This window comes from Collinsella sp. AM23-17, assembly GCF_003470945.1.
GTDB classification, from domain to species: Bacteria; Actinomycetota; Coriobacteriia; order Coriobacteriales; family Coriobacteriaceae; genus Collinsella; species Collinsella aerofaciens_O.
In genome coordinates, this window is sequence record NZ_QRHU01000016.1 from 1 (window position 1) to 8,706 (window position 8,706).

8 protein-coding genes are annotated in these 8,706 nt (G+C 57.1%); 2 read left to right on the plus strand and 6 right to left on the minus strand.

Going from position 1 to position 8,706, the window contains the following annotated elements:
• Positions 1-73 precede the first annotated feature (73 nt).
• The 6 genes from DW645_RS06975 to DW645_RS06995 all read right to left on the minus strand — a co-directional run bounded on the left by DW645_RS06975 (position 74) and on the right by DW645_RS06995 (position 5,909).
• Positions 74-733, minus strand: coding sequence for a DUF5028 domain-containing protein (locus DW645_RS06975; RefSeq protein ID WP_117584193.1), 660 nt, complete (start codon positions 731-733; stop codon positions 74-76).
• 5 nt (positions 734-738) lie between these two features.
• Entirely contained in the window at positions 739-1,350 is a 612-nt protein-coding gene (locus DW645_RS06980) for an ATP-binding cassette domain-containing protein (protein WP_231500810.1), read from the minus strand.
• A 29-nt stretch (positions 1,351-1,379) separates the two neighbouring features.
• Positions 1,380-2,177, minus strand: coding sequence for a hypothetical protein (locus DW645_RS06985; RefSeq protein ID WP_147326479.1), 798 nt, complete (start codon positions 2,175-2,177; stop codon positions 1,380-1,382).
• Positions 2,178-2,215: 38 nt separating this feature from the next.
• Positions 2,216-3,097: a hypothetical protein gene (locus DW645_RS06990; protein ID WP_089573265.1), complete on the minus strand. Its 882-nt coding sequence runs from the start codon at positions 3,095-3,097 to the stop codon at positions 2,216-2,218.
• Positions 3,098-3,151: 54 nt separating this feature from the next.
• Positions 3,152-3,664: a hypothetical protein gene (locus tag DW645_RS09905; protein ID WP_124785772.1), complete on the minus strand. Its 513-nt coding sequence runs from the start codon at positions 3,662-3,664 to the stop codon at positions 3,152-3,154.
• A 109-nt stretch (positions 3,665-3,773) separates the two neighbouring features.
• The gene (locus tag DW645_RS06995; protein ID WP_158551214.1) at positions 3,774-5,909 is read right to left on the minus strand and encodes a LuxR C-terminal-related transcriptional regulator; all 2,136 of its coding nucleotides are present in this window, start codon (positions 5,907-5,909) and stop codon (positions 3,774-3,776) included.
• A gap of 439 nt (positions 5,910-6,348) precedes the next feature.
• On the opposite strand from DW645_RS06995, the gene DW645_RS07000 reads away from it, so the two are divergent.
• A complete protein-coding gene (locus DW645_RS07000) occupies positions 6,349-8,202 on the plus strand; it encodes a serine/threonine-protein kinase (RefSeq protein ID WP_117584196.1) in 1,854 nt (617 codons plus the stop codon).
• Positions 8,199-8,706, plus strand: a 508-nt coding sequence (locus DW645_RS07005) for an FhaA domain-containing protein (RefSeq protein WP_118227064.1), incomplete at its 3' end; no start/stop codon positions are given. The genes DW645_RS07000 and DW645_RS07005, both read left to right, overlap by 4 nt.

Below are 8,706 nucleotides of genomic sequence, written 5' to 3' on the forward strand. Positions count from 1 at the left end.
CCCGATTCCGGGCCGGGGCGCCTGGAATCGGGCGCGCGTACCGCCAATGGACCCGTTTTGCCTTGCTCTCGAGCTATTTCACTTCAAACCTTAAGAGCCTCCGCTCCGGCAGATCGGTCATCTTCATCGTGTAAGTCCCGGGAAATGCTTTCTCAAAACGGACGGTCTCGTAACCTTCGAAATAGTCGTTGGTGTTCTGCATCATAAATGGGACGAGCAACTCGTTTTCTGCCCCAACCTCCACGGCAAACGCAGCAGAGCCGCCAAGGACCGGCATGGCTTGCGTTATCAGATCGGTATTGACTACAAAATCATAGTTTGGCGCAGACTCCGGAACCAGATGCCAAACATACGCTTTGATTCCACCGTCGATATTATCCCTATTTCTGACACGCATCTTTACGGCGATAACGCACGTGATGTCGGCATCCTTCAGTCTCGTTTTCGTATCCACGGTGCCATATTTTGAATAATCGTCATGTGCTCGTTTGAGATACTCGCGCGGCGTGAGCAACTCTGCCCCGTCTATGCAAAACGAATACCCATCAGTCACCACATCCTTCGACCCCAGAAACGCTCCATCCATCGAGAGCCATTCGCCCTCCGCGTAATATTTCTCAGGAATGACCGTCCGGTTCCCGTTAACGACGCTCACCCTCATGCCCGCAAGGCCGGCAGCAGCACAGCAAAAAAGCGCGAGCGCCGATCTTCTCGTCCACAGGGTCTTCTTCATCGCGCTCACGACCTTTCCCGAACTTTCACAACGGCACCGTCGCGCATGCAGTAAACCCGATCGGCCAGTTCCTCGAGCACCTCTCCGTCATGGCTGGACAGAAGGACCTCACGACCCGTTGATGCCGCCATCGCCACAACGCGCTTGAGCATTTCAACGCCCGCTTCGTCGAGGGCGTTCGTTGGCTCATCGAGAACAAGCAGCTTCGGCTTCTCCATAATTGCCGCAGCTATCCCCAGACGCTGCTTCATCCCAAGCGAGTATGCTCGGAACTTCTTTTTTTCGTCTGCATCGAGCCCCACGAGCCGCAGGGCAGAGCGAATGTCCTCGGGGGTGGCAACGCCCTTGATCTGAGCGATGAGCTTCAGATTGTCGTAGCCAGACAGATATCCCAAAAAGGAAGGCGCCTCGATCAACATCCCCAGACTCGGCGGGAACGAGATGTCCGCCCCAAGCCTTTGGCCATCGATAGAGATTTCGCCTTCGGTAGGCTTGATCAACCCGCAAACCGCTCGCATGAGCATGGTCTTACCCGAACCGTTTATCCCCTGAAGCCCGACCACAGTCCCAGGGTCAACCTCGATGGACACGTTGCGCAGGACATCGTTTTTACCCATGCGCTTCGATACGCCCCTTACGATCACACTCATATCTTGTCCCCCTTTTCTATAAGGTCGGCCCTTCGAAACCACAGTCCACCCAACGATAGGCATAACGACATAAGCCCAATTGATGACAAGACACTCGAGCCCGCCGCGATTCCCTCTTTGACAATTCCACCCCAGCGCAACAGCATCAAGGCGTTACCCAATAGCGCCCAATGTCGTGCATATGCCGAGCAGATCAGGTAGCTCATTAAAACCACAAACGAGACTGACGACCCAAGCACAAACCCAACCGCTGCCTGCGCAAACGCAAGCGCCTCAAAAGCAAATAAGAGACCTATGAAAAACGGCAGCGCATCTGCCTCGGCAGCTTTGAGAAACCACGGCGCCAAATTAGCCAGTTGAAGCGACTCACCATGAATGACCGCGCTGAACGAGGAGCTCACCACCAAGCTCCAAATCACAACAGAGCAAACCACCACGAGCAGTGAAAATGCCGTTACTGCCGCCACCAAGATAAAACGCGAGACCCACCAAAGGGTTCTTGCCCGGCATCGAACAAGCGCTTGCAAACCAAACCCGTGCAACGATTCGGTCGGATAGTCGAGTGTTGTATAGAGAATAAGCAGAATGAGAAATAGCCATCCTAGCGGAGGCACAAACATGACCCCGGGCCTAGGCTCAAACGGAGCAGATCCGGCAAACACGAGCGCAAGATTATCCGCAAACCCCAAGGTATCCGTTCTAACCCCATACACAGAAGACAATCCGTAGGCGTACACCAAGTTCGCAACGGTCACTGCCGCAATTGCAATAAAAGTGATGATGTTCTTCTTCAAAACGGTCCTCAGGTCCGCGGCGACCAGCCTAAACAGCATCAGACCACCTCGCGTCTTTTCCACGCCCCAGAAAAAGCCAACGAAGCAAGGGTCAATAATATGATTTCCGCAAAACCGGCTCGAATGTCTGGCCAGTTATTCAGCGATTCCGACCTGATGCTGTTGAGGATATTGCAGTTAAACCCCACACAAGCCATTACGCCGAAGATCCAGCCATTTGCAAAATGCCACGCAACCATTAGCAGATACGGGACAATTATCGCTTTGATTCTGCTACGAAACAAAATTGAGAAGCCAGTTACAGCCATGGATAAAGTCCCGAGCGTGACAGCATCGAACAGCGTGTATGCGAGCACATATGACAAAGGATGCGAATAAAATAGACCGGAGAAGTAGCTATGCAGGTAAAGTCCTACGTAAGTCGACTCATCGACCCGAGGAAGATACGCAGGAAAAAGCATCGAGACGATCAGGAAATTGACGAGCAGAGGAATGGCAGTCACTGTAAACGCGGAGAGGAAAGCAGACAGCATCTTTACGTTCACGTACGCCTTTCTGGAAACGCGCGTGCATATCTGCATGTCATAACCACTCAAACGCTCAAAGAGACACGACCAAGATCCAGCCAACATTGCAAGCAGGGGCAGTGCATAGAAAAACACCGACGCAGACAGTGGCGCGTTCGCGCTCACAACAATCCAGTTACCGAAGCTGCTTTCACGTGTTTGACCGAGATAATTTTCGGCTTGCACGCCAACGCCGTAACCAAAAGAAAGAAGGTTGTGGCGCTCTTTTTCCAAATTTGCCCACGGCTCCAGCGCGGCAGCTATTGCAACTGCGACCGCAATCAAGAGAGCAAGGATAAAAGCTGGACGTCTAATCGTTTTCGACAGTTCGTATCTTGCGAGCTTTTGGTTCATACGTCCTCCTCCCCCTTCCGACCCAGAAAGCCGGAAGGGAGCCATTTCAAACAACTATGCGGGAAGCTTGTGGAAATGCCCGACGCAGTCGGGGCTCCATACGCCAATAACAGTGCCGTAGCCAGACTCCGCCCATGCAGTCAGTCGCGCCGCAGATCGCCCGTTCTCACGGACGAGGTTATACATTTCCCACTGTCCCTTGTGATTCGAACGATACGTTCCCTGAGTACAATTCATGCTGCCGCTACCGCTTGTGTTATACGCACCGTCTGTATATAACCGAAGCGGATTTCCCGTATGGCCCTGGATATCCAGATAGAGCGATGAGGAATCATCCTTTTGACGGTAGCCAGTTGCACTCGTCCCGGCACATTGAAAACTAAATGCCTTATCGGCATTGTTCGTACAGGTCGTAATTCCCGTATCGGCGTTTTGAGTAATGCTGGAAACCTGAGAGGTGTCAAACTCCTCTTGTGCAAACGATGCAGCGGGAACCCCTAGGGACAGACCAGCTGCAATCACCAAGCCGACTCCGATTCGAGCAATAGCGCTCCTTGGCTTAATCATGGCCTTCTCCAATCAAAAGCGGTTAACAATGCGTCGAAGCACGGCAACCTTCGCATGAATAGAGAAAGATGTCTGTAAACACCCGCTATTGAGTTGATTGCTCAGGCGTTTACACGTTATTTACCTGCGATAACAATAAAATTAGCTCCGCCTTATTCTTGATCTTCAACTGGCGGTAAGATGCAGACCGCAGCGCTTGCACCGTAGATGCAGCGTAACCGACATCCTCCGCAATGGCCTTTGTCGTTGCCCCCTCTGCCGTCATCAGCAAAATTTGCGACTGAACATCAGAAAGGGAGCGCGACGTAAGCAGGGCCAGCTGGCGCACGCGGGCCGTTTCGGTGGACCCGTTCGCCCGGTACTCCAAGACGGCCTTCTCGTCCTCAACCGAGCGGGCGAGCGCGATGTGCGTAACGAACATGGGCACAGACCAGCAAACAATCACCGTTGCCACGACGACATTGACAGCCGAACTTTGCCCCAACAACGACGCGAGGAACAACGGCTCGAAAACCGTCAGATCCTGCACCATATTGAGCAAGACAGCCCAAACAGGAGCCGTCGCCCCGAAGCAAAGCATCCATATCCCAAGCATTTTGCGCTGCGGACAGCTTCGCATCACTATATATGTGAGCAGCACCCCCGTCAGCACCGCAAGTCCATGGATTCGCCCCCTAGCGACCGCATAGATTAAGGCAACCATGCCCATTGACACCAACGGCACGATAGCCCGAGCATGGGCATGCACCTTAAACGGACGCAGCCCAACAGCGAGCGAAGCCGTAGACGCCACGCCGCAAAACAGGACCGGCACAGCCATCAACGGAACGCGTATGCACATCAATGCCGCGATATAGATAAAAGACCATTCCACAGCAGATAGCACCGCCCATACGTACGGGCTTCCGAGCCAAATCGCTTCACCCGCTCTATCCAGCGCAGCGCCACGATTCGCTTTTCCACCCGCGTAGCGTAGCGACAGAAGCAGTCCGAGACCCAATGCGTAGCTTAAGAGGGAAAAGGCGACAGCCCGCGAAACACCGGACCCCCAATCGCTATCCGCCATTACCAAGGGCCCCGCCGCAAGGAGGATAAAGAATAATGTGAGCAGGTATCGAAACAGCCGGCGCGTTCGAGCTGATGCCACTATATCGTCAGCATGCCGCTGCGGTAGCTCATGCCCTACAGTATCGCCCTCACCCGCAAACAGCGCCACGAGCTCGCGTGAGCCCGCAACCGACGCCTTCCCGTATGCTCGGTGAAGCGTTGTTCTCACCGTCGATGGCTTCGTATCCGTCTCCTTGGCAATTTCCGCCGGCGTTTTCCCTTTGAGCAGCAGTCGAACAAACTGCTCTTCTCTAGGCGACAGGGCAGGGGAAAACACCCCCGCATCGAATGTGTCGGACGCACAGGCGATATCCGAATTGTTGTCCCGTTTCCCCCTTAGCAACATGCATACGAAGGCAGCAGCGATAACGGACCCCATCGCCAGCAATGCAATGACCACGGCATCGCTTGCGAAGTATGCCGCCTCAACAGCCGGAATAAGACCAATAGGAACTGCTACGAGCACAGAACAGGCAAACACGTCGCGCCGCCCATGGCCAAAGGCACGAGGGCGGCAAAACGGCGGGGCCACAGTCAATGCGAGATAGACCAACGGAATTAAAAGCGCAAGGCCAATTGACGCGGCCGTTACAGGGGGCATCCCCCATGGCTCGGGAACGACTCTCCATGAAACTCGACAGCAAAACAGCAGGCAAGACATGACGGCTATTGTTTCTGTAAAAATCGCGTCCTGCGGGTGACGAGTTTCCCTTTCGTCAGTCCGTGTCGACCTCTGCGTCAAAGGAGAGTCCGCCGTGCCCCAAATAACATATGAGAGAAGCAGCGACCCAACAAAGCACGAGACACACGAAACGCCATGTAACAACCAAATCGGTGCAAACACGATTGGAATAGAGTCTCCGCGAGCATAGAAAGCCAGGTCGGCCCATTCGGGAACCGTTGCAATAACACCAAGGAAAACACCGATGGCACCGAGATGCCTCGGCCTTCTCATTCCCCCCTTGCATAGCGCAGCACCATGAACAAACGCCGCGAGGCATGCGCCCAGGATAACGAGCCAGGTCATTGCACCTGACGCTAGGCCGATTGAAGATGAAAACCGGTGATAAGGGGTGACCGCCATTACGACAAGCGCAATGGCGCAGGCAAATGTAGCAGAACGGCGGGAAAAGAGCATACGGCCTCCATAGCGTGTCATTATATCGCTCGAGCCGCTCGTTTATCTCTGTTCTCACACCAGCCAGCATCAATGATTCAGGCGAACTCCAATCCGCGCCAGATCACGGTCCGGCTTTTGTTCGCAGTCCCCACATCAAAGCGGGATGCGGTTTCCTTTTGGACGCCGGTTCGGAAAGCGCATCCCGTTCCAGGGCAATATTCTGGGATGCAGTTTCCGCAGCCCACCCCATTTGGAAAGCGCATCCCATAATTTGGCTGAAAACTGAGATGCGCTTTCCAAACGAGCCGAAACGGGCCGAATCGATCGGGCCACCTCGCATCCCGCTATCCTCGCCATCTGCCCGAGCGTGCTACACTAGCAGCATCTATGCCACCGCGAACGGCTCGGCCCCGCGCCCGCCGCTCGCAAACGAACTTTAAACGCACGAGGGTTGGCCATGCCGCTTTTCTCGCAACATACCGCCCGGTTCTCGCCGGACGTTCCTTTGGAGGGCACCAGCTCTCGCGAGCTGCTCAAGCGGTACCAGCCGCTCGAGACACTTGCGACCGGCGGTTTTGGCTCCATCGAGATCTGCCGCGACACGCACCTGCGCCGCCGCGTCGCCATTAAACGCATCCCCCTTATCAACGGTGCCGGCATGCCCGCTAGCGACATCATGGATGTCCTGCGCGAGGCGCACACTGCCGCCATGCTTCAACATCCCAACATCGTGCAGGTCATCGACTTTACGCACGACACAGCCTATGCCTACCTGGTTATGGAATATGTCGATGGCATGTCGCTGGCCGAGTTTTTGCACCGCGCGGACGGCCACTCACTTACCTTTGACGAGGCCGCGGCCATTGCCGATGCCCTGGGCCAGGCGCTCACCTTCGCCCACAGTAATGGCGTACTCCACCTGGACATTAAGCCCGCCAACGTGCTCATCGACCACTCGGGCAATGTAAAGCTCACCGACTTTGGCATGGCGCGGCTGTCGTCCGCCGGTGGCTTTGGCGGCTCACGCGGCGGCACCATCGGCTACATGCCGCCCGAGCAGCTCGATATCGAGACCGGCACGGTCGACGAGCGCGCCGATGTCTTTGCCCTCGCCTGTGTGATCTACGAGGGCCTGTGCGGCAGCGCTCCTTTTATGGCGGCCACGCCCGCCGACTCGCTCGGCCGCATCATCGGCGGCGCCACCTATCCCAGCGAGCTGATACCACACTTTCCCCCGGGAGCCGAGGCCGCGCTCATGAGCGCGCTCTCCCCCATGCCGCAGGACCGCCCCAACAGCATCGAGGCATTTTGCGACCAGCTCCTTGCCGGTCTGGGCAGCGTGCGCGAAGGCCGTCGCAGCCTGGAGCAAATGGTTGGCGAACTTTCGGATGACGAGCAGGAGCTCGACGATATCGAGCCGTCGCACTACGAGGACGACACCATCGAAGTCGACCCCGCACTCGGCTGGGCAGGCACGCGCTGGAGCCATGCGCGCGACTACGCCATGCACGCTATCTCGGCGCTAACGTGCGGCGCCTTTAGCTTTTTGCTGATGCAGACGGCCGGCGTCGCGGCGCTTCCCGGCCTGGTCATTGCGGCTATCGCGATCGGAGCGGCGGCCGGCCTGGCCCCCCAGATTGGCTCGGCCATCTCGGCTGTGGGCTTTTTGGTGCTCATGGCAAACGCCACCATGCAGGCACAGGGCGTCCTGTCGATGTTGCCCGTCGCGGTGATCTTTGCCGCCGCCATGTCCGGTTGGTGGATCGCCTGGGGTCGCACCGAGGCTGCCGCGAGCGCCGCACTCACCTGTGCACTCGCGCTTGGCTGTCTGACCGGCAATACCTTCCTGGCAGCTGGGGTCACCGCCGGCGTCGCGTCATTTTGGCTCGGCCCGGCAAGCGCCGCCGCGGCAACGGGCATGGGCGCACTTTTTGCCCGTCTGGCCACGGTCGCGCTTTCAGCCGGAGGCGTGCTGGGGCTCGGTAACGTTGCCGCAGCGCTGGGAGACCCACTCCTTTGGGCTGCCTTTGTGCTGGTAGCGGCAACTGCCGCGGCGTCATCTGCGCTGCTCAACGCCCATGCCAAGCGTGCCGATCAGGGCTCAAACCTTGCCGTAATCGCCGCCATCGCTGTCGCCGGCATCGGCTGCGCAGCGGCGTCCTGTCTTGCACACCATATGGAAATTGCCAGCCTTGCAGCCGCGGTCGTCGCCAAGGCGGCGGTTGCGGGAACCCTATCCTCTATAATCGTTGGGATATGCCTATATTTGCTCGGATACCAAAGAACCTATACGGAGAGTGATCTTTCGTGAACTTCCTGAACATCTTCGAGGACCACGTGGCCGGCATCTTCGGTGCCACCCGTGCCCCGTTCTCCTTTAAGAAGCTTGCCAAGCAGGCCGCTCGCGACATGGAGGATCAGACTCTGGTGATCAACGGCGTCAACACGGCGCCGGCACTCTATACCATCCTGATCGCCGCCGACGACGATCCCATGCTCGCCCCGTTCTACCCCGAGCTTTCGCGCGAGGTCCGCGAGTTTGTGAAGGCGCAGGCCGAAAAGCGCCGCTATGTCTTTGTCGGCGAGCCCCTCGTGCGCTTTATGATCGATCCGCAGCTGCGCGCCGGCAAGTTCTCGGTCTTTGCCGAGAACGTCGATGCCCCCACGCTCGGCCGCCTGTACGAAGAAGAGCGCGCCTATCAAAACGGTCTGGGCCAAAACAACTCCGCGGCAAGCCGTGCCGCCAGCGCCCCGCGCGCCGGCCAGCAGCAGTTTGCTGCCCCGCAGCAGCAGCGCCCCGCCGCCATGCCCCAGC